This is a genomic window from Frankia sp. AgB1.9, assembly GCF_016786355.1.
In the GTDB taxonomy this organism is placed as follows: domain Bacteria; phylum Actinomycetota; class Actinomycetes; order Frankiales; family Frankiaceae; genus Pseudofrankia.
In genome coordinates this window covers 1-25,852 of the sequence record NZ_JADWYX010000128.1, presented here as the reverse complement: position 1 = coordinate 25,852, position 25,852 = coordinate 1, and the positions used below count along the sequence as shown (strand labels likewise).

24 protein-coding genes are annotated in these 25,852 nt (G+C 70.1%); 15 read left to right on the top strand and 9 right to left on the bottom strand.

All coding sequences use genetic code 11. The features are described from left to right. Positions 1 to 135: 135 nt before the first annotated feature. Genes cysN through I6A60_RS34400 form a run of 4 tightly spaced genes read right to left on the bottom strand, consistent with a single transcriptional unit; the run spans position 136 to position 5,248 of the window. Entirely contained in the window at positions 136 to 2,070 is a 1,935-nt protein-coding gene (cysN, locus tag I6A60_RS34415) for a sulfate adenylyltransferase subunit CysN (protein WP_203023880.1), read from the bottom strand. Further along, complete coding sequence (gene cysD / locus I6A60_RS34410) at positions 2,070 to 3,020, bottom strand: sulfate adenylyltransferase subunit CysD (RefSeq protein ID WP_203023879.1); 951 nt, start codon at positions 3,018 to 3,020, stop codon at positions 2,070 to 2,072. The genes cysN and cysD overlap by 1 nt, the downstream gene beginning before the upstream one ends. Next, positions 3,011 to 4,048, bottom strand: a complete 1,038-nt coding sequence (locus I6A60_RS34405) for a hypothetical protein (RefSeq protein ID WP_203023878.1) — start codon at positions 4,046 to 4,048, stop codon at positions 3,011 to 3,013. Before I6A60_RS34405 ends, cysD begins: the two co-directional genes overlap by 10 nt. Before the next feature lie 15 nt (positions 4,049 to 4,063). Then, positions 4,064 to 5,248, bottom strand: a complete 1,185-nt coding sequence (locus I6A60_RS34400; protein ID WP_203023877.1) for a sulfotransferase — start codon at positions 5,246 to 5,248, stop codon at positions 4,064 to 4,066. Between the two features lie 228 nt (positions 5,249 to 5,476). Here I6A60_RS34400 and I6A60_RS34395 point away from each other — a divergent pair, with 228 nt between their 5' ends. Further along, positions 5,477 to 6,187: a TetR/AcrR family transcriptional regulator gene (locus tag I6A60_RS34395; RefSeq protein ID WP_203023876.1), complete on the top strand. Its 711-nt coding sequence runs from the start codon at positions 5,477 to 5,479 to the stop codon at positions 6,185 to 6,187. A 143-nt stretch (positions 6,188 to 6,330) separates the two neighbouring features. Here the strand turns inward: I6A60_RS34395 and I6A60_RS34390 are convergent, their stop codons facing one another. After that, positions 6,331 to 7,101: an SDR family NAD(P)-dependent oxidoreductase gene (locus tag I6A60_RS34390; protein WP_203023875.1), complete on the bottom strand. Its 771-nt coding sequence runs from the start codon at positions 7,099 to 7,101 to the stop codon at positions 6,331 to 6,333. Positions 7,102 to 7,188: 87 nt separating this feature from the next. Between I6A60_RS34390 and I6A60_RS34385 the strand changes: the two genes are divergently transcribed. Both I6A60_RS34385 and I6A60_RS34380 read left to right on the top strand, forming a co-directional pair. Then, positions 7,189 to 7,980: an enoyl-CoA hydratase/isomerase family protein gene (locus I6A60_RS34385; RefSeq protein WP_203023874.1), complete on the top strand. Its 792-nt coding sequence runs from the start codon at positions 7,189 to 7,191 to the stop codon at positions 7,978 to 7,980. A 34-nt stretch (positions 7,981 to 8,014) separates the two neighbouring features. Continuing rightward, on the top strand, positions 8,015 to 9,580 hold the full coding sequence (locus I6A60_RS34380; protein ID WP_203055791.1) for a FadR/GntR family transcriptional regulator: 1,566 nt from the start codon (positions 8,015 to 8,017) through the stop codon (positions 9,578 to 9,580). Between the two features lie 33 nt (positions 9,581 to 9,613). Here I6A60_RS34380 and I6A60_RS34375 read toward each other — a convergent pair whose 3' ends face one another. Beyond that, positions 9,614 to 10,222: a TetR/AcrR family transcriptional regulator gene (locus I6A60_RS34375; protein ID WP_203023873.1), complete on the bottom strand. Its 609-nt coding sequence runs from the start codon at positions 10,220 to 10,222 to the stop codon at positions 9,614 to 9,616. A gap of 191 nt (positions 10,223 to 10,413) precedes the next feature. Between I6A60_RS34375 and I6A60_RS34370 the strand changes: the two genes are divergently transcribed. From I6A60_RS34370 to I6A60_RS34325, 10 genes are all read left to right on the top strand, one after another. After that, on the top strand, positions 10,414 to 12,726 hold the full coding sequence (locus tag I6A60_RS34370) for a xanthine dehydrogenase family protein molybdopterin-binding subunit (RefSeq protein WP_203023872.1): 2,313 nt from the start codon (positions 10,414 to 10,416) through the stop codon (positions 12,724 to 12,726). A gap of 185 nt (positions 12,727 to 12,911) precedes the next feature. Beyond that, the gene (locus I6A60_RS34365; protein ID WP_203023871.1) at positions 12,912 to 13,799 is read left to right on the top strand and encodes an SRPBCC family protein; all 888 of its coding nucleotides are present in this window, start codon (positions 12,912 to 12,914) and stop codon (positions 13,797 to 13,799) included. 80 nt (positions 13,800 to 13,879) lie between these two features. After that, the gene (locus I6A60_RS34360; RefSeq protein ID WP_203023870.1) at positions 13,880 to 15,073 is read left to right on the top strand and encodes a cytochrome P450; all 1,194 of its coding nucleotides are present in this window, start codon (positions 13,880 to 13,882) and stop codon (positions 15,071 to 15,073) included. Between the two features lie 6 nt (positions 15,074 to 15,079). Continuing rightward, entirely contained in the window at positions 15,080 to 15,988 is a 909-nt protein-coding gene (locus tag I6A60_RS34355; RefSeq protein WP_203023869.1) for a xanthine dehydrogenase family protein subunit M, read from the top strand. Continuing rightward, positions 15,981 to 16,472 (top strand): (2Fe-2S)-binding protein, encoded by a 492-nt coding sequence (locus I6A60_RS34350; RefSeq protein ID WP_203023868.1) that lies wholly within the window; start codon positions 15,981 to 15,983, stop codon positions 16,470 to 16,472. The genes I6A60_RS34355 and I6A60_RS34350 overlap by 8 nt, the downstream gene beginning before the upstream one ends. Before the next feature lie 228 nt (positions 16,473 to 16,700). Beyond that, positions 16,701 to 17,984: an aromatic ring-hydroxylating dioxygenase subunit alpha gene (locus I6A60_RS34345; RefSeq protein ID WP_203023867.1), complete on the top strand. Its 1,284-nt coding sequence runs from the start codon at positions 16,701 to 16,703 to the stop codon at positions 17,982 to 17,984. Positions 17,985 to 18,012: 28 nt separating this feature from the next. Continuing rightward, the gene (locus I6A60_RS34340; RefSeq protein WP_203023866.1) at positions 18,013 to 18,339 is read left to right on the top strand and encodes a hypothetical protein; all 327 of its coding nucleotides are present in this window, start codon (positions 18,013 to 18,015) and stop codon (positions 18,337 to 18,339) included. Between the two features lie 294 nt (positions 18,340 to 18,633). After that, the gene (locus tag I6A60_RS34335) at positions 18,634 to 19,230 is read left to right on the top strand and encodes a carboxymuconolactone decarboxylase family protein (RefSeq protein ID WP_203023865.1); all 597 of its coding nucleotides are present in this window, start codon (positions 18,634 to 18,636) and stop codon (positions 19,228 to 19,230) included. A gap of 48 nt (positions 19,231 to 19,278) precedes the next feature. Continuing rightward, complete coding sequence (locus tag I6A60_RS34330) at positions 19,279 to 20,112, top strand: TauD/TfdA family dioxygenase (RefSeq protein ID WP_203042401.1); 834 nt, start codon at positions 19,279 to 19,281, stop codon at positions 20,110 to 20,112. An 85-nt stretch (positions 20,113 to 20,197) separates the two neighbouring features. Continuing rightward, positions 20,198 to 20,989 (top strand): SDR family NAD(P)-dependent oxidoreductase, encoded by a 792-nt coding sequence (locus I6A60_RS34325; RefSeq protein ID WP_203011842.1) that lies wholly within the window; start codon positions 20,198 to 20,200, stop codon positions 20,987 to 20,989. Between the two features lie 145 nt (positions 20,990 to 21,134). Here the strand turns inward: I6A60_RS34325 and I6A60_RS34320 are convergent, their stop codons facing one another. The 3 genes from I6A60_RS34320 to I6A60_RS34310 form a co-directional block, all read right to left on the bottom strand. Further along, positions 21,135 to 22,718: an ATP-binding protein gene (locus tag I6A60_RS34320; protein ID WP_203011843.1), complete on the bottom strand. Its 1,584-nt coding sequence runs from the start codon at positions 22,716 to 22,718 to the stop codon at positions 21,135 to 21,137. Positions 22,719 to 22,785: 67 nt separating this feature from the next. Then, positions 22,786 to 24,075, bottom strand: coding sequence for an MFS transporter (locus I6A60_RS34315; RefSeq protein ID WP_238436843.1), 1,290 nt, complete (start codon positions 24,073 to 24,075; stop codon positions 22,786 to 22,788). 116 nt (positions 24,076 to 24,191) lie between these two features. Further along, complete coding sequence (locus I6A60_RS34310) at positions 24,192 to 24,566, bottom strand: hypothetical protein (protein ID WP_203011845.1); 375 nt, start codon at positions 24,564 to 24,566, stop codon at positions 24,192 to 24,194. 418 nt (positions 24,567 to 24,984) lie between these two features. Here I6A60_RS34310 and I6A60_RS34305 point away from each other — a divergent pair, with 418 nt between their 5' ends. Both I6A60_RS34305 and I6A60_RS34300 read left to right on the top strand, forming a co-directional pair. Next, the gene (locus I6A60_RS34305) at positions 24,985 to 25,245 is read left to right on the top strand and encodes a hypothetical protein (RefSeq protein ID WP_238436842.1); all 261 of its coding nucleotides are present in this window, start codon (positions 24,985 to 24,987) and stop codon (positions 25,243 to 25,245) included. Next, on the top strand, positions 25,242 to 25,622 hold the full coding sequence (locus I6A60_RS34300; protein ID WP_203011846.1) for a hypothetical protein: 381 nt from the start codon (positions 25,242 to 25,244) through the stop codon (positions 25,620 to 25,622). The genes I6A60_RS34305 and I6A60_RS34300 overlap by 4 nt, the downstream gene beginning before the upstream one ends. Positions 25,623 to 25,852: the final 230 nt, after the last annotated feature.

The following is a 25,852-nucleotide window of genomic DNA, read 5'->3' as shown; positions in this document are numbered from 1 at the left end:
GTTCTGGACTCACCGGGCAGGCGCACCGGCGGGCCCGCCATCGCACGCGGCACGGAAATGCGGCGGTGGCGGCCTTTCGGGCGCCTCGGCCTCATTGCCGCAGGTATGCCTAGACCGGCTTTGGCCGCTCGGAGGTCATGAGGCCTCTGCTGCGGCGGGCGTGAGCAGTCCCGCCTCCCGGAGGTAGGCGACGACCGTTTCGGCCGACGCCGCCGGGGTGGTGGCGCCGGAGGCGTCGAGATGGATTTCGGGGCTGTGCGGCGGTTCGTAGGGGGAGTCGATGCCGGTGAAGTTGGTGAGTTCGCCGCGGCGGGCCTTGGCGTAAAGGCCCTTTCGGTCGCGGGACTCGGCCACCTCCAGTGGCGTGTCGACGTGGACCTCGACGAACTCGCCGTCGTCGAGGAGGTCGCGGGCGAGTTGGCGTTCTGCGCGGAACGGGGAGATGAAGCTGGTGAGGACGATGAGGCCGGCGTCAGCCATGAGGCGGGCGACCTCGGCGATGCGGCGGATGTTCTCGACCCGGTCGGCCTCGGTGAAGCCGAGGTCCTTGTTGAGGCCGTGGCGGACGTTGTCGCCGTCGAGGAGGTAGGTGTGGAAGCCCTCGTCGTGGAGTTTCTTCTCGACGAGGTTGGCGATGGTGGATTTCCCGGCGCCGGACAGTCCGGTGAACCAGATGACCGCGGGCCGTTGGCCCTTGGCGGCGGCGCGGGCGGTCTTGTTGACCTCGACGGCCTGCCAGTGGATGTTGTGGGCGCGGCGTAGCGCGAAGTGCAGCAGGCCGGCGGCGACGGTGGCGTGGCTGTATTTATCGATGAGGATGAAGCCGCCGGTGTCGCGGTTGACCGTGTAGGGGTCGAAGGGGACGGCCCGGTCGAGGTTGAGGTTCGCGACGCCGATCTCGTTGAGTTCCAACGTCTTCGCCGCCGTCTGCTCCAGCGTGTTGACGTTGACCTTGTACTTGGGCTGGGCGAGGGTGGCGTTGACGGTGCGGGTGCCGAGTTTGAGCAGGTAGGGCCGGCCGGGGAGCATCGGCTCGGAGCCCATCCAGACCAGGTGGCATTCGAACTGGTCGGCGACCTCGGCGGGACTGCCAGCGGCCGACAGGACGTCGCCGCGGGAGACGTCGATCTCGTCGGCCAACGTGAGAGTGACCGACTGGCCGGCGTAGGCGGCGTCAAGGTCGCCGTCGGCGGTGACGATCCGGGTGACCACGGACTCCTGCCCCGACGGCAGCGCTCGGATCTTCTCCCCGGGGCGGATCATCCCGCCGGCGACCTGGCCGGAGAAACCGCGGAAGTCCAGGTTCGGCCGGTTGACCCACTGGACGGGCAGCCGGAACGGCCCGTCGTTGGCCGTGTCGGCGATCTGTACCGACTCCAGGAAACCGACCAACGTCGGCCCGGTGTACCAGGGCGTGCTCGCCGACAACTCGGTGATGTTGTCGCCACGCAGCGCGGACAGCGGGATCGCGGCGATCTGGTCGCCTTGCAGGCCGATCTGCGCGGCGAACATCCGGTAGTCGGCCTCGATCTGGTCGAACACCTCGCGGGAGTAGTCGACGAGGTCAAGCTTGTTGATCGCCAACACGACCTGGCGGATCCCGAGCAGCGAGACGAGGTAGCTGTGCCGCCGGGTCTGGGTCAGGACGCCCTTGCGGGCGTCGATCAGGATGACCGCGAGGTCGGCGGTGGAGGCGCCGGTGACCATGTTGCGGGTGTACTGCTCATGGCCCGGGGTGTCGGCGACGATGAACTTGCGCTTCTCGGTGGAGAAGAACCGGTAGGCCACGTCGATCGTGATGCCCTGCTCGCGCTCGGCGGCCAGGCCGTCGACGAGCAGCGCGAAGTCGAGCTCCCCGCCCTGGGTACCGACCTTCTTCGAGTCCGACTCGAGCGCGGCGAGCTGGTCGGAGAACACGAGCTTCGCGTCGTAGAGGAGCCGGCCGATCAGCGTGGACTTGCCGTCGTCCACGCTGCCGCAGGTGATGAACCGCAGCATCGACTTGTCTTCATGCCGGCGCAGATACGCCTCGACGTCGGTCGCGAGGAGCTCGTCGGTCGCATGCGCCATCAGAAGTACCCCTCGTGCTTCTTCTTCTCCATCGAACCCGAGGAGTCGTGGTCGATGACCCGGCCCTGCCGCTCCGACGACGTCGTCAACAACATCTCCTGGACGATCTCCAGCAGCGTCGACGCCTGCGACTCGACGGCTCCGGTCAACGGGTAGCAGCCCAAAGTGCGGAACCGGATCGAGCGCTGCTCGGGTATCTCGCCCGGCGCCAGTGGCATCCGCCCGTCATCCACCATGATCAGCGCGCCGTCGCGTTCCACCACCGGCCGCGGCGCCGCGAAGTACAACGGGACGATCGGAATGTTCTCCCGGTGGATGTAGAGCCAGATATCCAGCTCGGTCCAGTTCGACAGCGGGAACACCCGAATGCTCTGACCAGGCGCCTTGCGGGCGTTGTAGAGCCGCCACAGCTCCGGGCGCTGGTCCTTCGGATCCCAGCGATGCGCCGCGGAGCGGATCGAGAACACCCGCTCCTTCGCCCGCGACTTCTCCTCGTCCCGGCGCGCCCCACCGAACGCCACGTCGAAGCCGTACTTGTCCAACGCCTGCTTCAGACCCTCGGTCTTCCAGATGTCGGTATGCATCGCCGACCCGTGGTCGAACGGATTGATCCCCCGCTGCACCGCGTCCGGATTCCGATGCACCAACAGATCCAGACCCAGATTCGCGACATGCTGGTCACGGAAGGCGTACATCGCCTGGAACTTCCACGTCGTATCCACATGCAGCAACGGGAACGGAGGCTTCGACGGATAGAACGCCTTCATCGCCAGATGCAACATCACCGCGCTGTCCTTACCGACCGAGTACAACATCACCGGCCGCTCGGACTCCGCGACAGCCTCCCGGAAGATCTGGATGCTCTCCGCTTCCAGACGCTGCAGATGCGAGAGATGAGGCGTTCCCGGGCGCAACAGCTCTGGGGCGCCGGTCCGCGTGGTCACGCCCATTCGATCAGATCCCGTACTGAGGACCGTTCGAGCATGCCGTAGGTCTCCTCGCCGTCCCAGGTGTACCTGCACTCGCCCTGGAACAGCACGGGGAAGTTCGGCATCTCCGGCCGGTGGACGGTGTCGTGCGTGGTGTTCACGGTGATGCCTTCGATGCGGGTGATGCCGAGCTCGGACTCGAACACGACAGAGACGGGGTCGCCCGACGGTACCAACCGCCGCAGCCACGGAGCCTCAACCACGACGGCCGGGATGAGCTTCCCCTCACCGAGGAACAGGAACCCCTCGTTGAACACAGGGCGGCCGTCCGGGCGCGGAGGGTACGCGATGTAGCCGAACGCCTTGCCGCTCGGGAACACCGCCGACTGCCAGGTGTGGCCCCGGAAGTCGCCCAGATCACGAACGCCCTGCCGCTTGATCCGCAGACCCGACCCGGTGAAGGTCTTCTCCTCACCCGGCACCCGTACGACACCCTGGGCCGTGCACAGCTGCTCGATGCGCGGGCCGTGGCCCATCATGTCGCCGTCGGAGGTGTTCTTCAGCAGGTCGGCCGCGTCGGCGAGCAGCGCGCCCTGCTCCCACGGCGGGACGACCATCGTGGTGGTGACCTCGACCTGCAGGTTCACGGTCGGGCCGTCCTGCTGGCCGTCGATGAGCGCCTGCGACGTCGTCTGGACGGCCGGACCGTCGTAGGTCAACCGCCAGGACCTGTACGGCTCGATCACCTCGAACGCGAGGCCTCCTGCGCCGAGAATCGCCGGCTGGCCAGCAGCGTTGAACGGCGAGCGCGCCGCGCCCGGGGCGCGCAGCCGGTAGACCCGGCCGTCGGCGAAGACCACGTTGAACGTGACGGTGTGGGTGTCCCAGTTGGACGCGACGGCCTCGATCCCGAACCGGGGCAGCCCGATCTCGCCCTTGTCATCGGTGATCCAGAAGCTCGCCGAATCCCGCATCTCCGGGTTCTCCGGGCGGGCCGGGAAGAAGTACTCACGCTCGGCGGGCAGACCACCGGTGAGGTCGATCGCCATGGTGGTGGCTCCTGTCTAGCTGTCGCCGGCTGGCGCGGCGGTCGGGTGGGTGGTGGCGGCCGCGCGGGTGGTCCAACGCGCCGCTCGGGCGATGTACTCCGCGAAGCGCGGCCGGATGGCGTCGAGGTCCAGGCCGTAGTCGGCCGGGTCGGAGTGCTTGACGCGCACCCGCTCCTCGGAGTTCTGCTTCCACCAGACGCGCAGGTTGTCCTCGAACGTCGGGGTGACCGGCTCGCCGAGCCAGTCGTAGAGGCCGCGGATCTCGCCGATCGGGTCGCTCTGCATGGCACGGAAGTCGATGTCGTAGAACCGGTGGTCGTTGCCGCTGTCGCGGAACGCCAGCGTCCGGTCCATCCCGGTCGTGAGCACCTCGGTGTTGACCGCGCCGATGTACTGCTTGTCGACGGTGTCGTTGAACCGCGCCGCCACGTTGGCGTAGACGTCGCACACCGAGGCCAGGACCTGGGTCGGGTCGCGGTGGGTCATCACGAACCTGGCGTCGGGGAACGCCTTGTCGATGTCGACCAGGTGCGCGAGGTGGTTGGGGTTCTTCAGCCGCCAGGGCTTCGCCGGCTGGCCCCACTGCAGGTACTTCAGGGCCCGGCGCATGTACTGGAAGGTCTCGGTGAGGTCGGCGTCGAGCAGCCACTCGGCGTAGGAGGGGACGTGGGCGAAGCACTCGAAGTAGTGGACCTTGAAGTCGAGCATCATCAGCTCGTGGCATTCCTGCGGGCCATCGGGGAACGACGGGACGAGGGCCTTGTCGAGCTCGGTGCGCCGGCCCTGGATCTCGATCTGGCGCAGCAGCCGCGGGTCCGGGGACTCCGTCACGGCCGCGGGCGGTGGGACGGGCTCGGCGGCCTCCCAGCGGCGCAGGTAGCGGATGCCGGGGTCCTCGGCGAGCAGCCCGGCCAGCGCGGTCGACCCCGTCCGGGGGAGGCCGAGCGCGATGAGCGGCCCGATGATCGGGGCGTCGTCGGTCTCGGGATGGTCGGAGTACCACTGTTCGATGTGCAGGCGGGTCTTGAGCGCGCCGACCATCAGGTGATGCAGCGCGGCCTGGCCGGTCGCGTTGAGCTGGGCCTCGGTCTCCAGCGCGCGGGTGGCACGCTCCAGGCCCTCCCGGAAGCTGTCGCCGCCGAAGTCGTCGAGGCCGGTGGCGGCGCGGGCCTCGTCGATCAGGTCCTGCGGTAATCGCATGTGGTGGCTCCCTTCACGCCGGCAGCGGTCGGCCGGCACGGGCGGGACCCGCGTGGGGTGAGCGGATCCGGTGGGCGTCGTCGGCACCGGGGTGGGGCACGTGCCGGACGGTGGCGGGTTCGGGACGATGGGGGGTGCTGGCCGCAGAGGGCGACCGAAGATTTGGTGACAGTAGAGTGCCACGAATGGCATCGCGCCGCAACCACCGCCAAGGAGGCGAACCCGACCATGGCGACCGAGGCAGTGAACGAGCGTGGCACCGGCGAACAGGCCGAGGCCGGCGGTGACGAGACCGCCGGACGGCGTCGCTACGACAGCCCGTTGCGGCGCCAGCAGGCCGCTCAGACGCGGGAACGCATTCTCACCGCCGGCTCCGAGCTGGTGCACGAGTTCACGACCTGGGACTGGCGCGGGCTGACGTTCCGCGCGGTCGCCGAGCGCGCCGGCGTGGGGGAGCGAACCGTCTACCGGTACTTCGCCACCGAGCGGGAGCTACACGACGCGATCATGCGCAGGCTGGGCCAGGAGTCCGGAATCAGCTACGACGACCTGAGCCTCGACCGGATCGGCGACGTCACCGAGCGTCTCTTCGCGACGCTGCCGTCCTACGCGATCATGCGATGGGACGCGGCGGAGCCGGTCGGGCCGACGCTGCTGGCCGAGGAACTGCGCCGGCGGGAGGCAATGGTCGAGGCGGTCGCGGCGCCGACGGCGGAGTGGACGGACGAAGAGGGCCGGATGGCCGCGGCCATGCTCGACCTGCTGTGGAGCGTGCCGTCCTACCAGCGGCTGCTCAGTGCCTGGGCGCTCGACGGCCAGCAGGCGACCCGAGCGATCACCTGGGCCATCGGCGTCCTGGCCGACGCCATCCGCGCCGGCCGCCGCCCACCCCCCGCCGCCCCCGAAACCCCAGCGGACGGCGACCAGACTCCGTCGTAGGCGAAACGCAACCCAGTTCCCGACCCTGGACAAGCGCCCACCCCCGCACCTCGCCTCCACCTCGAACCAGGTTGGGGAGGGCGCTCAGCGCCCGAGCAGGCAAAGCGGACAGAGGCGCGGAGCGCCGTCTCTGTCCGCTGCCCTTAGAGGCTGCGGAAGAGGCCGCCGTCGGCGAGGATCTGGGCGCCGTTGATGTAGGCGGAGGCATCGCTGGCCAGGAAGACACAGACGCCGACCAGGTCCTCCGGCACGCCGATCCGCTTCATCGGGTTCATCTCGGCGGCGTTGCGCTGCGCCTCCGGGCCCCACGCCTTCGAGATGTCGGTGTCGAACGCGCCCGGCAGCACCAGGTTGGCCCGCACCTTCGGGGCCCACTCGCCGGCGAGGGCAAGCGTGAGCGCGTTCAGGCCGGCCTTGGCCATCGCGTAGGGCAGGTCGAACCCGCCGGGCCGCAGCGAGCCAGCGGTGGTGACGTTGATGATCGAGCCACCGGCGCCCGCGGCCATCCGCTCGCCGACCAGCGCCGAGAGCCGGAACGGCCCGGAGGCGTTGACGGCGTGCACCTTGTCGTAGAGCTCACGAGTGACCGCGGAAAGGCTGTCGTACACCGGCGACATGCCCGCGTTGTTGATCAGCGTGTCGACCTTGCCGAACTCGCCGTAGGCGGTCTCGACGAGGCGGTCGCAGTCGTCCCAGCTTCCGACGTGGCAGGCGACCGGCAGCGCCCTGCGGCCGGTGGCCGCCTCGATCTCCTTGGCCGCCTCGACGCACCCCTCGTACTTGCGACTGGCGATCACGACGTCGGCACCGGCGGTCGCCATGCCTTCGGCGACGGCCCGGCCGATGCCCCGGCTGCCACCGGTGATGACGACTACGCGGCCGGTCAGGTCGAAGAGCTCGGAGGGTGTCTTCATACGTCATCCTTACCTGCGCCAGCGCCGATCAAGGAACGAAAATATAGTTGACCCAGTCACCTGTCTACAACGAAGCAGGGAGGGCGAGTGGCAAACGAGCTCGGCGCGGATGGCCTGCGCTTCGAACGGGACGGCGCCCTCGGCTGGTTGACCATCGACCGGCCGCACGCGCGCAACGCCTTCACCCCGGCCATGTACTTCGGCATCAAGAAGGCGGTGCACCTGGTCAACGCCGACGAGGAGCTGGCGGCGCTCATCATCACCGGCGCCGGCGACGTCTTCGCTCCCGGCGGTGACCTCGGCGGCCGCAGCGACCCCGGCGACGAGCAGCCGCCGAACATCGGCGCCCACATGCTGCCGTTCCTGACCATCCGGGACAGCACCGCGCCGGTCATCGCCGCCGTGAACGGCATCTGCCAGGCCGGTGGACTGTTGATCGCGATGATGTCCGACATCTGCGTGGCCAGCGACCAGGCGACCTTCCGGGTGCCGGAGCTGCTGCGTGGCATCCCGGACGCCACCTACGCGGCGGTGCTGCCCGCGCACGTCGGCATCGCGGTCGCCCGTGACCTGCTGCTGTCGGGGCGCAAGTTCGACGCGGCCGAGGCCCAGCGGCTGGGCCTCATCACCCGGGTCGTCCCGCACGAGCAGCTGCGCGACGCGGCAGTCGAGGCCGTCCGCGAGGTCCTGCAGACCCCGCCGATGGCCCGGATGCACGTGAAGCGGATGCTCAACGAGCGCTACGGCTTCATCGACTACCAGACGATGTTCTGGTCGCTGGAGAACTCGCCGGAGCCCCGTGAGGGCATGCGCGCGTTCATGGAGAAGCGCGCGCCGGAATGGGTGCCCGCCCAGTTCGCCGGCGGCGGCCGCCTGTGAGGTCGACCTACGGGACCGGAGGCGTGACGGCCCGATGACGGGATCGGCGGCGGGGCCGAGGCGGGCCACCGTCGCCGATACGTTCCGGCCACCGCGCAAGATGGCGCATGTGCTGGCGGCCGATCTGCGCCGCCAGATCCTGCGCGGCGCGCTCGCCGTCGATCAGCAGCTGCCGCCCGAGGCGGAGCTGATGGTCGCCTTCGACGTCTCCCGGGACACGCTGCGCGAGGCGCTGCGCATCCTGGAGGCGCAGTCCCTGCTCGACGTCCGGCGCGGCCGGGGTGGCGGGGCGGTGGTCCGCCGCCCCGGGCTCGTGTCCGCCGGGCGGTACGTCGCCCTCCTGCTGCAGCTGCGCGGCACGACGCTCGCGGACCTGGAGGAGGCCCGGGCGGTGCTGGAGCCGCCGGCGGCGACGCGGCTGGTCGCCGGTCTCGGCGGCGAGGCGCTCGACCACCTCGTCGCGCTGCACGACGCCGCGCGGGCGAGTGTCGGCGACCCGCTCGGGTTCGCCACCGCGGTGACGACCTTCGACCAGGCCGTCATCGAGCTGTCCGGGAACCGGTCCATCGCGGTGATCGCCGGCATCCTCCGGGTGATCTACGCCGGTCAGGTGTTCCTGGCGATCGAGGCGTCCGAGCCGGAGTCCGCCGAGCGGATCGCCCGGCGCGTCGTGGGCGCGCACGAGGAGTTTCTGGCCGCGGCCCGCCGCCGCGACCCCGTCGCCGCGGGCGACGCCTGGACCGGCTACGTGCTGGGCACCGCCGGCCTGCTGGTTCCCCCGGGCCGTGGCCGCCGGCGGATCGACGTCGTGCCGCTGTGGCGGGCCCGGGCCGGGCAGGTCGTCGCCTCGGAGGGGGACGGCCCGCACGGCCCGCCCCGGCGCATCGCGGCCGTCGTGGCGAACGAGATCCGCGCCCGCATCGCCGAGGGGCGTCTCGCCGAAGGCGACCGGCTCTCCTCACTCGCGGACCTCGCCGTCGAGTTCGGCATCTCCCGTCCGACCCTGCGTGAGGCGCTACGGATCCTGGAAATGGAGTCCCTGCTGGAGGTGCGGGCCGGCGATCGGGCCGGCCCGCGGATCTGGCACCCCTCCACCCAGGTCGCCGCGCAGCTCGCTGGCACGGTGCTCGAAGCGCGTCAGGTGACGTTGGCCGACCATTTCCACGCCGTCCGCCTGGTCGAACCGGCGATGATGAAGCTGGCCGCCACCCGGATCGACCGCCGCTCGCTGGCCGAGCTGGCCCATCTCGCGGCCCTGCTGACGGCCGTCATCGACGACACCGCGATGTTCTCCGAGACCTGGCGGCGCGCCGCGGCGGTGGCCTTCGGCGCGACCGGCAATCCGGCGCTGGGCGTCGTCGCCGAGATTCTGCAGTGGGTCCGGGCCGGCACGCGGCCAGCGGTGAACGTCGACACCGACGAGTCCTGGACCGCCGCTCGGGCACGCCTCGTCGCCCTGTTCAACGAGCTGGTGAACGCGCTCGTCGCTGGTGACCCCGCCCAGGCCGGCGACTGCTGGGCGGCGCTCCTTGACGTGAACCTGCCCTTCGTCGAGTCGCACGACTTCGCCCACCGGCTCATCGTCGACCTCATCGACTGAGCGCCTGAGGGACTGAGCGCTGAGCGCCTGAGGTCAGGAGCGGGCTTGCTGGTCCGACTTCGCGGGGGCGTCGAAGGCGCTGAGGTAGTGCTCGATGAGCGCCAGCGTCTCCTCGTGGCCGGTGGCGATCCCGAGGACGTCCTCGGAGATGAGGAGCCGGGCGATGCCGGTCATGACCAGCGTGAGCACGGCCGGGGGGACCGCCATCGGGTCCGCGCCGGTCTCGGCCAGCCGGTCGGTGATCGCCTTGACCTGCAGGGCACGGAAGCGTTCCGCGTAGTCCGCGATCTCGGTGCGGATCGCCTTGCGGTGGTTCGCCAGCGCCTGGAACTCGGACAGCAGGACGTTGCCCTCGGGCTCGCTGGCCAGCTCCCACAGGGCCCGCAGGGGGTTCTCGGCGGCGAGCGCCTGCTCGTAGCGCTTCAGGTTCCCCTCGGCGCCTTTCCGGAACAGCGCCAGGAAAAGATCGTCCATCGTGCGGAAGTAGTAGTGGACGAGAGCGGGCTTCACGCCGGCCTTGGCCGCGACGCGTCGCGAGGTCGCGGCCGCGTAGCCTTCCTCGATCATGATCGTCGCCGTCACGTCGAGCAGCGTGGCCCGGGTCTTCGAGTCCGGAGCGCCCATCCGCCGGGGAGTCGTCATCGTGCCGCGCGCCTCGCGGCCGGCTTCCCGGTCGGCCGCCCGGCCAGCCGTGACGGCGCACCCCTTGACTGGCGGGGCGGCCGGGAGATAGGCATTCGCCCAGCATAGCGATTGGGCGAGCGCCCAGCGCCGACCAGCGTCACGTCGGCAGCCAGCGCCCCCGGCAGCCCGCGTCGCGAGGAGCGAGACACATGACCGACACCGCGATGGCTCCGGCCGTGGCACAGCCTCCCTTCGCCGGCCGCAGGGTGCGCCGGGTCGAGGACGCTCGCCTGCTCACCGGCCACGGCACCTTCGTCGACGACATCCAGCGGCCGGGGATGCTGCACGCCTGCTTCGTGCGCAGCCCGTTCGCCCGGGCGCTGATCAACGGCATCGACGTCTCGGCCGCGCTGGACCTGCCGGGGGTGCATGCCGTCTACACGGCGGCCGACCTGAACCCCGAGGTGCACGAGGCCTGGTACAGCTCGTATGGCCCGAAGGTCCCAGACACGCCGCGCCCGCCGCTGGCCGTCGACGAGGTCCGGTTCGTGGGCGACCCGGTCGCGCTGGTCATCGCAGAGAGCCGGTACATCGCCGAGGACGCGGTCGAGCTGGTCGACGTCGACTACGAGCCGCTGCCAGTCGCCGCCGACTACCGCCAGGCCCGGGGCTCCGAGGCCGTCGTGCACCCGGCCTTCCCGGACAACGTCGCCGGCGGGCTCGCCGGGCCGCCGCTCGCGGTGGTCGAGCCCGCGTTCGCCGCGGCAGCCCACGTCGCGGACGAGACCTTCTACCAGCAGGCGTACCAGGCGGTCCCGATGGAGACCCGCGGCCTGGTCGTCGAGTGGATACCCGGTCCCGACGGGCCGGACAGCGGCGAGCTGACGGTGTGGGCCGCCACCCAGACCCCACACGAGGTGCGCGCGTTCGGCGCCCGCCTGCTCGGTCTCGACCCGGACCGGGTCAGGGTGATCATGCGAGACACCGGCGGCGGCTTCGGGCAGAAGGTCGTCCCGATGCGCGAGGACATGTGCCTCCTGCTGGTCGCCCGCAAGGTCGCGGCCCCGGTGAAGTGGATCGAGGACCGCCGGGAGAACCTCATGTCCGCCGGGCAGGCCCGCCACGAGCATGGCCGGGCCCGGATCGCCTTCGACGCCGACGCCGCCATCACGGCCGTGAGCCTCGAACACGTCCAGGACTGCGGCGCCTACCCGACGCCGTGGCCGGTCGGCGCGTCCGGGGCCGTCGGCCTGCTCTTCCCGGGGCCGTACAAGGTGCCGCTGGCCTCCTGGCAGTCATCCACGGTCTTCTCGAACACGGCAGGGCGCACCGCCTACCGCGGCCCGTGGCAGTTCGAGTCGGTCGCCCGCGAGGTGCTGCTGGACATCGCGGCGCGCGACATGGGGCTCGACCCGGTCGAGCTGCGTCGCCGCAACATGATCGGCCGCGACGACCAGCCGTACCCGAACCCGGCCGGCATGCCGCCCTACGACCACTCCTCGCCGTTGGAGACCTTCGAGCTGGCGCTGAAGATCCTCGACTACGACGCCTTCCGGGCGGAGCAGGCCGCCGCTCGCAAGGAGGGCCGCTACCTGGGCGTCGGCACGGGCACGTACATCGAGCCGACGGCCACCGGCCAGCCGTACTACGCGTCCGAGGGGGCGGTCATCCGGATCGACCCCACCGGCCTCGTGACGGTCATCGTCAACGGCGGAGCGGCGGGCAACAGCCTGGAGACGACCGTCATCCAGCTGACCGCCGACGCTCTCGGCGTCGACTTCGACCAGGTCGTGACCATCCAGGGCGACACCGCCGTGACGCCGTTCGGCGCGGGCACCGCCGGCAGCCGCAGCGGCTCGGCGATGGCCGGCGCGGTCGCCGCGACGGCCACGGTGCTGCGGGCGAAGCTGACGGCGCTCGCGGCCGAGCGGCTCGGCGTCCCCGAGGACGCCGTCACGCTGGCCGACGGCCGCGCGAGCGCCGGCGACGCGTCCGTCAGCTACGGCGAGCTCGCCTCACCGGACGGCGTGGAGGCGACCGCCACCCACACCCAGAAGGCGCCGATGCTGTGGTCGAACGCGACCCACGTCTGCACCTGCGAGGTCGACATCGCCACCGGCAAGGTGACGCTGCTGCGCTACGTGGTCGGCGAGGACGTCGGCCCGATGATCAACCCGAACGTGGTCGAGGGCCAGATCGCCGGCGGGACGGTCCAGGGGATCGGCGGCGCCCTGCTTGAGCACATGGTCTACGACGCCGACGGCAACCCGATGGCCAGCACCTTCGTCGACTACCTGCTGCCGACGTCCACCGAGGTCCCGCACATCGAGTACGGGCACATGGAGACGCCGGCGCCGGGCCCCGGCGGCCACAAGGGAGCCGGGGAGGGCGGCGCGATCGGTGCCCCACCGGCCGTCATCAACGCGGTGGCCGACGCGCTGGCGCCCCTCGGCGTGAAGCTCACCGAGCTGCCGCTGAGCCCGTCCGCGCTGGTGGAGCTGCTCGTCGCGGCCGGCCATTAGGGCGGCCCTCCGTATAGTTGGGCACTCGCCCAACAACCGGTTATTGTTCGACTGAGCCCGTTAGGCACCCTCCCGGTCCCCGCTCGTCGCCACCCCGCGAAGCGGGGCCGGAAGGGCCTGCCGAACAGGCTTGAGCGAACGCCCAGCAGCCGTGATCGAGCGGCCGACGTGGAGGACGCACGCAGGTGGAGTTAGTCAACGAGTTCCGCGTTCCGCTACCTGTCGCCAACGCGTGGGAGCTGCTCACCGACCCGGAACGGATCGCGCCCTGCATGCCCGGCGCGCAGCTGCTCTCGGTCGACGGCGCGGACTTCCACGGCGCGGTGAAGGTCAAGGTCGGCCCGATCGTCGCCCAGTACAAGGGCAAGGCCACCTTCCTGGAGACGGACACGACGGCGCACCGGGCCGTCATCAAGGCGGACGGCAAGGAATCCCGCGGCCAGGGCAACGCGAGCGCCGTCGTCACGATGGTCCTGACCCCGGACGGCGACGAGACGGGCGTCCACCTGACGACCGATCTCACCATCTCCGGGAAGGCGGCCCAGTTCGGGCGGGGCGTGCTGGCCGACGTCAGCTCCAAGCTCGTCGCGCAGTTCGTCCGCAACCTGGAGGCCGACATCCTGGCCTCGCGCGACGCACTGCCCGCGGCGGAGACGCCTTTGGCTGAAACTCCGGCTGTCGAAGCGCCAGTGGCCGAAGCGCCTGGTGCCGAGATCACGGCCGCGGCGCCCGCGGCAGTGGAAGAGGCTCAGGCGGCCGAAGCCCCGGCCCCCGCGCCGACCGACGCGGCTCCTCCCGTGTCTCCTGCGCCTTCGGCGGCCCCGGTCGTGGCGAAGGCCGCGCCCGAATCGACCGGCACCCCGGCTCCCGTCGCCCAGGCCTCGGTGGCCCAGGCGACTTCGAGCACGGCGTCGCCGCCCGGGCGTCCGGTCGTCGCCGCCCCGGTGGCCGACGTCCCGGTCAACCTGCTCGGCGTGGTCGCCTGGCCGCTGCTGAAGCGGGCGTTGCCGGTGATCGGCGCGGTGGTGCTCGCCCTGCTCATCTGGCTCGTGGTCCGCGCGGCCCAGAGCTGACACGAGTCCCGACGCCCAGACGGCGGCCGGTCCGCTGTCGCCACTCATCCAGAGACACTCATGCCGCGGAAGGCAGAACCGTGACGACCGACACCGCCATTGCCTGGGATCCCTACACCAAGGCCTACGCCGCGGACCCGTACCCGATCTATCAGCGGCTGCGTGAGGAGGTCCCGCTCTACTACAACGAGCAGTACGACTTCTTCGCGGTCAGCCGGTTCTCCGACATCGAGCGCGGCCTGCCGGACTGGCGGACGTTCTCGTCGGCCAAGGGCGGCATCCTGGAAATCATCAAGTCGGGCATGGAGCTGCCGCCCGGGACCCTCATCTTCGAGGACCCGCCGGCCCACGACATCCACCGCAAGCTGCTGTCTCGCGTCTTCACCCCGAAGCGGGTCCTCGGGCTCGAGACGCAGATCCGTGATTTCTGCGTCCGCACCCTCGACCCACTGATCGGCGAGAAGCAGTTCGACATGTGCGCCGCCTTCACCACAGAGTTCCCGATGCGCGTCATCGGCATGCTGCTCGGCATTCCCGAGGCTGACCAGGCCAGCATCCGTGACGCCGGCAACGACGCGCTGCGCACCGAGGACGGCGGCCAGATGGATCTCTCCGAGGGTGCTCTGCTGTCGGGCGAGTACTTCGGCGACTACATCGACTGGCGCCGCGACCACCCGTCGGACGACCTGATGACCGAGCTGATCCGGGCCGAGTTCACCGACGAGAACGGCGTCACCCGCACGCTCACCCGCGAGGAGATCCTGACCTACGTCACCGTGGTCGCCGGCGCCGGCAACGAGACGACGGGCCGGCTGATCGGCTGGGCCACCTCGACGCTCGCGAAGTTCCCCGAGGCCCGCGCCGAGCTGGTCGCGGACCCGTCGCTGATCCCGAACGCCATCGAGGAACTGCTGCGGATGGAGCCACCCGGCCACGCCATCGGACGCTACGTGACCACCGATGTGGAGTTCCACGGCCAGTCGGTCCCCGCCGGATCGGCGATGATGTTCATCGTCGCGGCCGCGAACCGGGACCCTGCCCGCTACCCGGACCCGAACACGTTCAACATCCGCCGCCAGATCGGCCAGCAGCTGACCTTCGGCCTCGGTGGCCACTACTGCCTCGGGGCCGCGCTCGCCCGCCTCGAAGGCCGGGTCGCGCTGGAGGAGATCCTCAAGCACTTCCCCACCTGGGACGTGGACTGGGACAACGCCAACCTGGCCTCGACGTCGACCGTCCGCGGCTGGGAGTCCCTCCCGATCACGATCGGCTGAGCTCCGGTGAAGTCGGCGTCGTTCGAGTACCACCGTCCGGAAACCGTCGCCGAGGCGCTCGCGCTGCTGACCGAGCTCGGCGACGAGGCCAAGCTGCTGGCCGGAGGGCAGAGCCTGGTGCCGATGCTGGCACTGCGCCTTGCCTACTTCGACCATCTGATCGACATCGCCCGCCTGCCCGAGCTGCGGGGTATCACCGTGGCCGACGGCTGGCTGCGGGTCGGCGCCGGCGAGACCGAGGCCGCGGTCGGGCGTGACGCAGTGGTGGCCGGCGCGGTTCCGCTGCTCACCCGGGCGACGCCGCTCATCGGCCATTTCCAGATTCGCAACCGCGGCACGCTCTGCGGGTCGGTCGCGCACGCCGACCCGGCCGGGGAGTACCCGACCGTCGCGCTCACCCTCGACGCGGAGATGGTCGCAGCCTCGGCGTCGGGCGGCGAGCGGACGATCGCCGGGGCAGACTTCTTCACCGGCCTGTGGGACACCGCGCTGGAGCCGGACGAGATGCTCGTCGCGGTCCGGTTCCCGGTGTGGAGCGGACGGGCCGGCTTCGCGGTGGAGGAGTTCGCCCGCCGGTCGGGTGACTTCGCCATCGCCGGCGCGGCCGTCGCCGTCGAGCTGGACGGCGACGACCGGGTCGCCCGCGCGGCGATCGGGCTGTTGGGAATGGCCTCGGTCCCGCTGCGCGCCCCGGCCGCCGAGCGGGCCGTCGTCGGGCAGCGGGTCGACACGCTGGACCCGGCGGAGGTCGGGGTGCTCGCGATGAGCGAGCTGGACGACGTCCCCGCCGACCTGCAGGGCTCGGCCGCCTACCGGACCCGGGTCGGCGCGACGATGGTCACCCGGGCGTGGACGTCCGCGATCAAGGAGGCGACCGGCCTGACCGCCGGAGCCGAGGGAGCCCTCCATGGCTGAGCTGCCGGTCCGTCTCACCGTCAACGGCCAGGCGGTCGAGCACCCCGCCGAGCCCCGGATGACGCTGGCCGACTTCCTGCGCGAGCGCTGCGGCCTGACCGGCACCCATCTGGGCTGCGAGCACGGTGCCTGCGGTGCCTGCACGGTGCTGGTCGACGGGGCCGCCGTCCGGTCCTGTCTCATGTTCGCCGTCCAGGCCGACGGGCTCGACGTGACGACCGTCGAGGGCATCGCCGCCCCCGACGGCACTCTTTCCCCGGTCCAGGCGGCGATGCGCGACTGCCACGGGCTGCAGTGCGGCTTCTGTACCCCCGGCTTCGTCGTCTCGATCACCGCGCTGCTGCGGGACAACCCGGCCCCGACCGACGAGCAGATCCGCGAGGGCCTCTCCGGCAACTTCTGCCGCTGCACCGGCTACCAGGGCATCATCGCCGCGGTCCACCAGGCCGCGGCCTCGGTCTCGGTCCATCAACCGACGGCGTAGCGACCTCTCAGCACCTCCCGCCGCGTCCCGGATGACGCGGCCAGCGGGCCGGTTTCGGGCGACGAGCCCGCGCCGGCCCGCCTTCGGTTGCCCCCACTTCCCGCTGTACCGCAGCCGGTCTCTGGTTTCGGTTGAGCCTGACGCTCGTCAGGTGAGAACGTCCTTCTCAACACCAGAGAGGCTTGCTATCATGGGCCCCTGTCCGGGTACGGAAAGGAACCGCACAACATGGCTCACTTCCCGAAACCAGCTGAGGGCAGCTGGACGGCGCACTATCCCGACCTGAGCACGGCGGACGCCTCCTACGAGGACTCGATCTCGCCCGAGCACTACGAGCTCGAGCGCAAGGCGATCTTCGGGAAGACGTGGCTGAACGTCGGCAGGGTCGAGCAGCTCCCGAAGGTGGGCAGCTACTTCACCAAGGAGATCGACGCCGCTCGGTCCTCGGTGATCATCGTGCGGACCGCTGACGGCATCAAGGCGTTCCACAACGTCTGCCGGCACCGTGGCAACAAGCTGGTCTGGCAGGACTACCCGCGCGAGGAGACCTCGGGCACGGCGCGGCAGTTCATCTGCAAGTACCACGCCTGGCGTTACGACCTGGGTGGCGCCTGCACCTTCGTCCAGCAGGAGTCGGAGTTCTTCGACCTGGACAAGGCGAAGTACAGCCTCGCCGACGTCCGCCTGGACATCTGGGAAGGCTTCATCTTCATCAACTTCGACAAGGACGGCACCCAGTCCCTTGCCGACTACCTCGGGCCGCTGGCCGCCGACCTCGTCGGCTACCCGTGGGGCGAGATGACCTCGGTCTTCAAGTACAAGTCCGAGATCGGCGCCAACTGGAAGCTGTTCATCGACGCGTTCGCGGAGTTCTACCACGCGCCGGTGCTGCACAACCGCCAGGCGACGGCGGAGGAGTCCCGCAAGCTGCAGCAGTTCGGGTACGAGGCGCTGTACTACAAGATCGACGGCCCGCACTCGATGGTCTCCAGCTGGGGCGGCATGTCCCCGCCGAAGGACCCGAGGATGGTCAAGCCGATCGAGCGGGAGCTGCGCACCGGCCTGTTCGGCCCGTGGGACAAGCCGTTCGACATCACGCTGCCGCCCGGCCTGAACCCGGCCCGGCACAAGGCGTGGGGCGTCGACTCGTTCGTGTTCTTCCCGAACTTCATGATTCTGGTCTGGGAGCCGGGCTGGTACCTCACGTACCACTACTGGCCGACGTCGGTGAACTCGCACACCTTCGAGGCCGCGCTGTACTTCGCGCCGCCGAAGGACGCCGGGGAGCGGCTGCGCCAGGAACTCGCGGCGGCGACGTTCAAGGAGTACGGCCTGCAGGACGCGAACACCCTCGAGGCGACCCAGAGCATGCTGGAGTCGCGGGCGGTCAGCGAGTTCCCGCTGAACGACCAGGAGATCCTGCTGCGCCACCTGCACCAGAGCGCGCGCGCCTTCTGCGCGGAGTACGTGAAGAGCACCCCCGGCGCCACGCCGTCCCCGGCGCTGGTCTGACCGCCCGATCACAGGAGAGGAGACACCCGTGGCTACCCTGCCCGCGGACTTCGCGGATCTGGAGCCCTTCGCCGACTGGGCCCTCCCGACGGAGGACGAGCGGTTCGCGAAGCGCTACGCGGCCAAGATGGACGACCTGCAGGCGTTCTACGACGCCGCCTTCCCGCGGATTCAGGACGCCATCGCGTACCTGAACAAGTTCCCGCTGGACGAGCTGCCCGAGGACGCGAACAACCTGCTGCTCGTCTACTACTCGCTGTGCTCCGTCTCGTTCCCCGTCGAGGCGTGGCGCCAGCCGAGGGTGCCGGACGCCGGCGCCGCGCACATCTCGAACGTCCTCGCGCCCCTTGTCTGAGGTTCGCGTGGTCTGACGTTCGAGCTCCCGACCACCGGCCCCAGGTGGGCCGGTGCCGGCCTCGCCGGTGTGAGCGTCGCGGGGGTCGAGTAGCCCCCGCCCCCCGCGGCGCAACCGTCGATGTCCGGCCGCCTGGGCCGGCAACTGGCCGTCCGGTGCCGGCGGGCTGGACCGTTCGATCGATGGCACGTGGACGCTGGCGCGCGAAAGACTGGACTGACCGGTCGCCTTGTGACCTGGCTGAAGGCCTCAACCGGCGCCGCCGTCCGTCGACCACGACAAAGGGGACATCGCATGGCACGTATCGAGCCGCTTCCGCTCAAGCAGTGGCCGAAGGAGATGCGGCAGGTGCTGGCCGCCCTGGAGCCGCCGGGCACGCCCGCCAGGCTGTCCCCTGAGGGCCGGTCCAAGGCTCTGAACACGCTCGGGGTCTACGCGCACCACACGACGCTCGCGCAGGCGTTCTTCACGTTCAACGGGCACATCCTGTCGACGAGCACGCTGTCCGACCGCCAGCGCGAGCTGATCGTGCTGCGGGTCGCCGCGCAGCGCAAGGCGGGCTACGAGTGGCTGCAGCACACCTTCATCGCGCGCGACGCTGGCCTGTCCGACGAGGAGATCCAGCGGATCGCGCTCGGGCCGGACGCCCCGCTGTGGGACCCGCTGGACGCGGCCACGCTGCGCGCGGTCGACGAGCTGATCGCCGACGGCAAGATCGGCGACGGGACCTGGGCTGTTCTCGTCGAGAAGCTTGAGGTCAAGCAGATCCTCGATGTGATCTTCACGGTCGGTGCGTACGAGACGCTCGCCTACATGATCAGTTCGTTCGACATCGAGATCGACGACGACATGCGCGAGGCCGTCGCCCGCCGCCAGTCGCCGACCGCCTAACCAGGCGCCGCCGCCCGCCCCTCAGCCCCGATCCGACGGGAGCCACCGATGTCCGTCACCGTCAGTCCGATCAGCGCCGAGGTAGGCGTCGCGATCACCGGCCTCGCCGGCAGCCAGCTGGCGGACCCGGCCGTCGCCGCCGACACCCGCAGGTACCTCGACGAGCACGGCGTCGTCATCTACCGCGAGGCGCACATCGGCGACGCCGACCTGGTCGCGCTCAGCCGGCTGCTCGGTGAGGTCGTCGTCGCGCCGATGGGCGGTGAGGCAGAGTTCCCCGAGGTCTCCGCGATCTCCCTCGACCCGGCCCAGAGCGCCCTGGCGGCCTACCGGACGGGCACCTTCTACTGGCACATCGACGGCGCGAACGACCTGGTGCCGCAGAAGGCGACCCTGCTCACCGCGCTGGAGGTCGCGACCGAGGGCGGCGACACCGAGTTCGCGAACCTCTACGCCGCCTATGAGGGCCTCTCCGCCGAGGACAAGGCCCGGTTCGCCGACCTGCGCGTCGTGCACAGCTTCGCGGCCACCCAGCGGCTGGCCCACCCGGACGCGTCGGACAAGGTGCGCGCCAGCTGGGAGAAGGTGCCCTCCCGGGAGCACCCGCTGGTCTGGACTCGGCGCAACGGCCGCAAGTCCCTGCTGGTCGGCGCGACCGCCGACCACATCGTCGGCCTGCCGGAGGACGAGAGCCGCGTGCTGCTCGACCGGCTCCTCGACTGGGCGACCCAGCCCCGCTTCTCGCTGCGCCATCAGTGGTCGCGCGGTGACCTGGTCATCTGGGACAACACGGGCATCCTGCACCGAGCCCAGCCCTACACCGCCCTGTCTCGCCGGCTGATGCACCGGACCACCCTCGTCGGCGCGGAAGCCGTGGCCTGACCGGTCCGCTCGGCCCCACTGCGGGCGCCCACGTGGAGCAGACTCACCACTCGAACCATCGTCGACCGAAGGGAACCACGCGCAGATGACCGCGGCAGCGAGCGACAGCCTGGCCGGCAAGGTCGCGATCGTCACCGGTGGCGGCTCGGGCATCGGGCGTGGCTGCGCCCTGCGCCTGGCCGCCGACGGCGCGAAGGTCGGCGTCTTCGACCTCGACCCGGGCAACGCCAAGGCGGTCGCGGACGAGATCGCCGCCGCCGGCGGCGAGGCCCACCCGGTCACCGTCGACGTGACCAGCCGCGAGCAGATCGACGCCGGCGTGGCCGAGATCAAGGCGCTGTACGGCGCCGCGACGATCCTGGTGACGTCAGCCGGCCGGGAGGGCTTCCGCCGGTTCCTGGACATCACCGCCGACCAGTGGAACGCCCTGGTCAGCGTGAACCTCACCGGAACGTTCCACTCGTGCCAGGCCGTCGTCCCCGACATGATCGAGGCGCACTGGGGCCGGATCGTGACGATCTCGTCGTCGTCCGCGCAGGGCGGCCAGCCGTTCATGACGCACTACTCGGCGTCCAAGGGCGGGGTCATCACGTTCACCAAGTCCCTGGCGCTGGAGCTCGGCGAGTTCGGCATCACCGTGAACACGATCCCGCCCGGCTTCATCATCACCCCGATGACCGAGCGGAACGCCGAGAAGGGCCGGCTGGGCCCCGGCGGCCTCGACGCCGTCATCGCCCGCACCCCGGTCCGCCGCGGCGGCCAGTCGGAGGACATCGCCGCCGCCTGCGCCTTCCTCTGCCGCGACGAGGCCAGCTACGTCACCGGCCAGATCATCGGCGTCAACGGCGGCCGCACCACCACCTCGACCGTCTTCTAGCCGGACTTCGCCGGGGCCGTCAAGATCGGCCCGGCGCCTTGATCGCCGTTTTGGCCCTCCCGTGGCTACGAATCAGACCCGGTTACGACCAGCAGAGGGCCGAATCGGCGATCAATGTGGGGCCGATACGGAGGGTCCTTTCCGCCTATCCTCGGAAGAGGGTGATGGTGCGGCCGGCGGGGCTGGTGGTGGGGCTTATAGAGGTGCGGTCGTGGATGGCCGGGGCGGTGGGACGGCGATCGAAGAGGGCGAGAGTGCCGGTGTCCAGGTCGAGGCGGTCTAGATAGCCGTCGAGTTGTAGGAGACCTTGGGCGATTGGGTCGGGGTCCCCGGCGGCACGGGCCTTGATTTCGATGGCCTGGCGCTGTTCGGCCTGGGGGTTGCCGAGGGTTGGGTGGGGCCAGCGGACGAGAAGGTCGAGGCGGCCTCGGCCGACGCCGTACTCACGGAGCACGGTGCCTCCTCCGTTGATTACTCTTTGTAGGTAAGCCTGAAGAACGAGGTGCGGGGCGGCCTCGTGATACACCTGCCGGGAGACTAGGATGTCGCCGTTTGCCTTCCAGAACTCGGCGAACTCGGCGAGCAGCCGAGCGAAGTCCATGCGGCCGTCGGGTAGCACGAATGCCCGAGGCGGCGGGGCATCCGGGGTGAATTGGAGTACCCGGTCGGTAAGGACCCGAACGACGACCTCACTGTAGATCGGGTTGGAGATTCGTACGGGGGCGTCCACAGCGATCAGGCCTAGGTCGCGGACGTATTGCAGGTCGTCGTCCAGGGGGTCCTCGACGGGCACGGTTCCGGCGAGCATTGGTTCGATGATGGCGCGGACGCGGGGGTCGTTGAGCTTGTCGACGAGCGAGTCCAGGTGGGTGGCGCGGGCCAGGACAAGTCGTTCCTTTGCCTTATCAACGTGAGCGGCGGTGATCTGCGCCGACGGCGGAACCTCCAGCTTGCGGACGATCTCGTCGGCAAGCGCGTTGACCAGCCAGGGCTGACCGCCGGTCAGTTCGAAGGCACGGTTCACCGCCGTGGTGGTGAACTTCTGGCCTGTAGCCGTGGTGTGCTGGCCGTAGAGTTCCCACACTTCATCGAGGGTGAAGTTTCCCAGTCGCAACGACTCGACGATGATGTTGAATGGGCTGGGGCCGCCCAATCGGTTCGGATTCCCGCCAGAAGCTATCTTGTAATCGCGTAGGTCGCGCAGACCGCAGAGCGCGATGGAGGCGGGGAAGCGCGAGGGTCGGTTGGTAGCGCCGCTGCGAAGCTGGCCGAGCGCGCTGATCAGCGTGCGACCCTCGAGAGCGTCAATCTCGTCGAGAAACAGCACCACTGGTCTTGGGCAGGCCCGCGACCATGCTCGCAGCGAGGTACCCAGCAGCGCCCCGTCAGCGGCTTCCGGCCATGGCGGTGGAACAAGCTCAGGCGGCAGCGCGTCTTCCGCGTCGTCGCGCAGCTTCTGCAGGATCGCGCGGGTCGCCTCGCCGACGTCGTCTCCCCAGGCCCGCCCCGGTTCGCAGGAGGTCAGCAGCGCCGCGTACCGGCCGCTGTCCGTTAGTTCGGCGGCCAGCGCCCGCAATGTCGTCGTTTTTCCGGTCTGCCGGGGCGCATGGACCACAAAGTAACCGTTCCGGGCCACGAGGCCAGGAACCGTAGGCAGCCGCGCCGATGCGGGGATCATGTAATGGTTATTCGGATTGCAGGGTCCTGCGGTGTTGAACCAGCGAGCCACCACGCCACCCAACCTCCACGGCTACCGCCAGGGCTGATCACCGCAACTCTACGGACCGTCGATGCGCCTACGCGGGTTCGTCGGCCAGTCGTGGCTGGATGGGACCGTCTGGCTCGGGACTAGGGCGCCTGGACAGGCGGCGGGTCGCGGCGACGGCGAGGGTCGCCGCCGTGATGACCAGCGTCAGGTACCCGTAGGTGATGTGCACCAGGCTGACGTGGCTGGTCAGCCTGCTGGTGATCAGGCCGGGGACGGCCGCGCCGCAGTAGGAGATCAGGAAGATGGTGGACAGGACGCCGGCGCGCTCGTCGGGGTGGGTCCTGGACAGCACGCCACGCATGCTGCCGGAGGCCGCGGCCCCCTGCCCGATGCCGGCGGCGAAGCTGGCGACCAGGAACGGGGCAATCGTCCCGACGCTGACCGCCGCCGTCACGATGACCGTGCCCGTGACGAAGACGCCGAGCCCGATACGCACGGCGGTGCCAGCGGACAGCCGGCCGGTCAACGAGCCACCGATGGGGGAGAGCACCGACAGCGACGCGAACACCACCGCGACGACGAAGGTGTTCTCGGTGCCGAGGCGGTCCGACGTCAGCGCGGGCGCGAAGGCCTGGAAGAAGCCGCCCAGCGACCAGGTCGCGACCGCCACCGCGCCGGCGACGAACACCGGGCGGCCGGCCCCGGTCGGCACCAGGACGCGAGGCCGCAGCGTCCGAACCGCCGCGGCCGGCCTGTGCTCGGCGACGCTCTCAGGGCAGGCGACGAGCAACAGGACGCCGAGCCCCAGCGCGCAGACCATGATCACAAATATGAGCAGTCGAGGCGCGGGGCCGTACTCCACGAGGGCCCCGGAGATGATGGCCCCGAGCGGGACCGCGACGGGTGGGACGACGCTGGTGATCAGCCCCGGCAGCCAGCGCGGCCGGTCGGGCGCGATGTCGACCACGTAGGAGCCGAGCGCGCTCGACGCGATTCCGCAGGCCAGCCCCTGCAGGACGCGGCCGCAGACCAGGGTCGGCAGCGTGGCGACATGCATCAGCACCAGGCTGCCCGCGAGCGAGCTCAGCAGGGCGGCGATGCCAACCGGGCGTCGGCCCAGGTGGTCGGACAGCCGGCCCAGCAGAAGCAGCGAGAGCGCCGTCGTGACGAAGTAGATGACCGTCGTGAGGGCCAGCCCGCCGCTGGAGATTCCGTTCTCCAGCCGGTACGTGTTGTAGAGCGGGATCGGCGCGCCCGAGGACAGGAACGTCAGGACGAGCGTCGCCGACCCGACGGCGAACGCGGGCGTCCGGGGGAGGCGTCTGCGGGGCCAGGCGGGACCCGGACGACGTCCACCCCGCGGGGAGCCCACTCGCATGACGAGCATCGCACCAGCCGGCGGTGCTCGCGGGCGGTGCCTGGTGTTCCAGGTAACGCCGGTGCCTCGGCAAACAGCTGGGCCGTCGGCCTTTGACGACGTGCCCGGGGGAGTCGCTACGGGCGGTCGACGCCTCGGGCGATGGCGTCGAAGCGGCGGCTGGCCTCTTCCTCGTCGTCGGGGGTGCGGGTGTCCTGCCGGACGACATCGGCGATGCACAGGTAGCAGGCCACGGCCGCGACGACGGCGTAGGCGAGCCAGATCGGGTTCTTCCCGTGGGCGATGACCGAGTACACCGGCAGTACGGTCAGCGCGCAGAAGAAGGCGCTTACGACGGCCGCCGTGACCCGAGTGACCGGGTGCTTGCGCCAGTGGGGTGTCCGGCGGACTGGCCAGGCCTCGACGGGGTCGGCCTCGGCTGTGCCGGCCGCCGGCGCCTGACTGGCGGAAAGCTCGGTCATGGCGGAGACGGACGGCTGAGGGTCGGTCACGAGGTCACCTCGTCTTCGGTCCAGTGGTGGTTGAGTAACGAGATCAACACTACCCGTAATCCAAGCGCCTCGGTACCTCCTGCGGGTATCTGGTGGAAGTCTTTACCTCCAGCCGCGAGTCGCCGAGCCGACGTCGCGACGGCGACCGCCGCCGGGTCTCGCGTCCGGGCCTGCCAACCGACTTCGCCCTGCTCAACGCACTTCTTGTGATCTAGGTTCCCTCTGGTTGCGGACTTGATCGGGCCGGGTGGCTCGGGTACTGTCGAACCAGACAGTGTCTTAGTCATCAGGTTAGATCGGACATTGGGAGGCAGGCATGACCCTGGCCTTGTCGGTAGCGGCAGAGGTTGAAGAAGATCCCGTGGTCGGCTCGGCCCCGCGTCGACGCGCGTGGGCCGGTACCTCAAGGAGGCTGCCGATGCATGACGCCGAGATCGTTGTCCCAGCCGAGGTGCGCAACGGCCTCGTCCGCGCGGCGCAAGCTAAGGGTAGGCCGTTGGAGGTCTACCTCACGATTCTCGCGAAGCCCTTCATGACTGCCGACGAGCACGCGGTGCAAGGCGAGCGCCTTCTGGCCTACCTGAAGGCGTGGAACGGCTACGACCCGACTGAGGAAGACCTAGCTAAGGTCGACGCGATGCTCGAGCGTCAGTGTGTGCAGCACCGGGCTGGGCAGTGACGGACGAACATCATGTCGTCCTGGACGATTCCGCGATGCTCGCAGCGGGCCGCGGGAGCGTCGCGGCGTCCAGGCTGATTGACAACGCGCATAACCGCAAGGGTTGGTTTCTCTACGCCCCGACCTGCGCGATGGTCGAGGCGGACCGCGTTCGGAGTGGCATCGCCGAGCACTTCGCGTCGATGCCAGCTGTCAGGATCCTTCCGCTGGATCTTTCGGCCGCACTCTCCATCGCACGTCAAACGACCTGGGCCTCGGCGCATGTCCAACATGTGGCCGGCCCCACCCTGGAGCACCCAGAGGGCGTTGCGGTCGCCACAGCGGACCCCGCCCGCTGGAAGGGGGAGCCCATCAGGGTCATCGACCTGACCGCTTGACGACGACGGCGCCGAGCAGGGCGAGTCAACAGCTGTCGACTCAGTTCGTTGCTTGCCAGTCGCCAATCAATTGGGAGGGAAGAGCACCCTAAGCACTCGGTTCTCCTTCGTGGGGGGGGGGGGGGGGGGCGGCCCCCCCCGGGGGGGGGCCCCCCCGCGGCAGACCTCCCAGATCGCCGACCTCCCAGATCGACTCCGTCGATCCGGCAGGGACCCTGTCGCCGATCCGG

What these genes read in the sequence shown, in the direction of transcription:
- cysN (WP_203023880.1), bottom strand. Translation starts at nt 2,070, where the DNA reads ATGGCGCATGCGACCGACGAGCTCCTCGCGACCGACGTCGAGGCGTAT.
- cysD (WP_203023879.1), bottom strand. Translation starts at nt 3,020, where the DNA reads ATGGGCGTGACCACGCGGACCGGCGCCCCAGAGCTGTTGCGCCCGGGA.
- I6A60_RS34405 (WP_203023878.1), bottom strand. Translation starts at nt 4,048, where the DNA reads ATGGCGATCGACCTCACCGGTGGTCTGCCCGCCGAGCGTGAGTACTTC.
- I6A60_RS34400 (WP_203023877.1), bottom strand. Translation starts at nt 5,248, where the DNA reads ATGCGATTACCGCAGGACCTGATCGACGAGGCCCGCGCCGCCACCGGC.
- I6A60_RS34395 (WP_203023876.1), top strand. Translation starts at nt 5,477, where the DNA reads ATGGCGACCGAGGCAGTGAACGAGCGTGGCACCGGCGAACAGGCCGAG.
- I6A60_RS34390 (WP_203023875.1), bottom strand. Translation starts at nt 7,101, where the DNA reads ATGAAGACACCCTCCGAGCTCTTCGACCTGACCGGCCGCGTAGTCGTC.
- I6A60_RS34380 (WP_203055791.1), top strand. Translation starts at nt 8,015, where the DNA reads ATGACGGGATCGGCGGCGGGGCCGAGGCGGGCCACCGTCGCCGATACG.
- I6A60_RS34375 (WP_203023873.1), bottom strand. Translation starts at nt 10,222, where the DNA reads ATGACGACTCCCCGGCGGATGGGCGCTCCGGACTCGAAGACCCGGGCC.
- I6A60_RS34370 (WP_203023872.1), top strand. Translation starts at nt 10,414, where the DNA reads ATGACCGACACCGCGATGGCTCCGGCCGTGGCACAGCCTCCCTTCGCC.
- I6A60_RS34350 (WP_203023868.1), top strand. Translation starts at nt 15,981, where the DNA reads ATGGCTGAGCTGCCGGTCCGTCTCACCGTCAACGGCCAGGCGGTCGAG.
- I6A60_RS34345 (WP_203023867.1), top strand. Translation starts at nt 16,701, where the DNA reads ATGGCTCACTTCCCGAAACCAGCTGAGGGCAGCTGGACGGCGCACTAT.
- I6A60_RS34335 (WP_203023865.1), top strand. Translation starts at nt 18,634, where the DNA reads ATGGCACGTATCGAGCCGCTTCCGCTCAAGCAGTGGCCGAAGGAGATG.
- I6A60_RS34330 (WP_203042401.1), top strand. Translation starts at nt 19,279, where the DNA reads ATGTCCGTCACCGTCAGTCCGATCAGCGCCGAGGTAGGCGTCGCGATC.
- I6A60_RS34325 (WP_203011842.1), top strand. Translation starts at nt 20,198, where the DNA reads ATGACCGCGGCAGCGAGCGACAGCCTGGCCGGCAAGGTCGCGATCGTC.
- I6A60_RS34315 (WP_238436843.1), bottom strand. Translation starts at nt 24,075, where the DNA reads ATGCGAGTGGGCTCCCCGCGGGGTGGACGTCGTCCGGGTCCCGCCTGG.
- I6A60_RS34305 (WP_238436842.1), top strand. Translation starts at nt 24,985, where the DNA reads ATGCATGACGCCGAGATCGTTGTCCCAGCCGAGGTGCGCAACGGCCTC.